At 68.5% G+C, this 1,003-nt stretch carries 2 pseudogenes; one reads left to right on the top strand and one right to left on the bottom strand.

The features are described 5' to 3' along the window. Positions 1-201 (bottom strand): annotated as a pseudogene (locus P1P70_RS45060) (hypothetical protein); the annotation flags it as partial. Between the two features lie 120 nt (positions 202-321). Here P1P70_RS45060 and P1P70_RS45055 point away from each other — a divergent pair. Next, a pseudogene (locus tag P1P70_RS45055) lies at positions 322-888 on the top strand (TIGR03089 family protein); the annotation flags it as partial. Positions 889-1,003: the final 115 nt, after the last annotated feature.

Raw genomic sequence — 1,003 nt, 5'->3', positions numbered from 1 at the left:
GTCCAGGATCAGACGCATGCGTAGATCACGATTCCTCGCGTCCTCGATCGGCGTCACCTGCGCCGCGGAGGACGAGTCCGTCGGGGTCGCCGCGGAGGCCGTCGCCGGGAGAGCCGCCGGGAGGGCGAGTGCCGCGGCGCAGGTGACGCCGATCGAGGACGCGAGGAATCGTGATCTACGCATGCGTCTGATCCTGGACATAGTCATACATATCTGTCCATCGCGGAATTGACGGGCCGTCGGCTCCGCTCCGCCGAACCGGTTAGCTTTCCCGTCCTTCCGGAACCACGGGCGCGGCGGTCCCCGCGTACGCTTACGCGGATGAACGCCACCGACCGCACCCCTGCCGACCTGCTGCGATCCGCGCTGGCCGCGGATCCCGCGCGCCCACTGGTGACCTTCTACGACGACGCCACGGGCGAGCGGGTCGAATTGTCCGTGGCCACCTTCGCCAATTGGGTGGCCAAGACCGCGAACCTCCTCCAGGGCGAGTTGTCGGCGGAGCCCGGCGACCGGGTCGCCCTGCTTCTTCCGGCGCACTGGCAGACGGCGGTGTGGCTGCTGGCGTGTTCGTCGGTCGGGGTGGTCGCCGAGGTCGGCGGGGACCCGGCTGCGGCCGACCTCGTGGTGAGCGGCCCGGACACGCTGGACGCGGCCCGGGCGTGCTCCGGGGAGCGTGTCGCGCTCGCGCTGCGGCCGCTCGGGGGGCGGTTCCCGCAGGTGCCCGCCGGGTTCGCGGACTACGCCGTGGAGGTGCCCTCGCAGGGGGACCGGTTCGCGGCGTACGCGCCGGTGGATCCCGAGGAGGCGGCGCTGGTCGTGGCCGGGCGGGAGTTCAGCGGGGCGGAAGTCGTGGAGCGGGCCCGGGCCGAAGCCCCCGGCCATGGGCCGGTCCTTTATACAAATCTGACCCTCCCGACGAATACCCTTGTGTAAATCCCGCTGTCCCCGTCACTTAAAACAAAAAAAAAAAATAACAAAACAAAAAAAAGAAAAGCAAAAA

This window comes from Streptomyces sp. MB09-02B (genome assembly GCF_033794485.1).
In the GTDB taxonomy this organism is placed as follows: Bacteria; Actinomycetota; Actinomycetes; order Streptomycetales; family Streptomycetaceae; genus Streptomyces.
The sequence above is the reverse complement of the archived record's forward strand: the minus strand, read 5'-3'. Positions and strand labels throughout refer to the sequence as shown.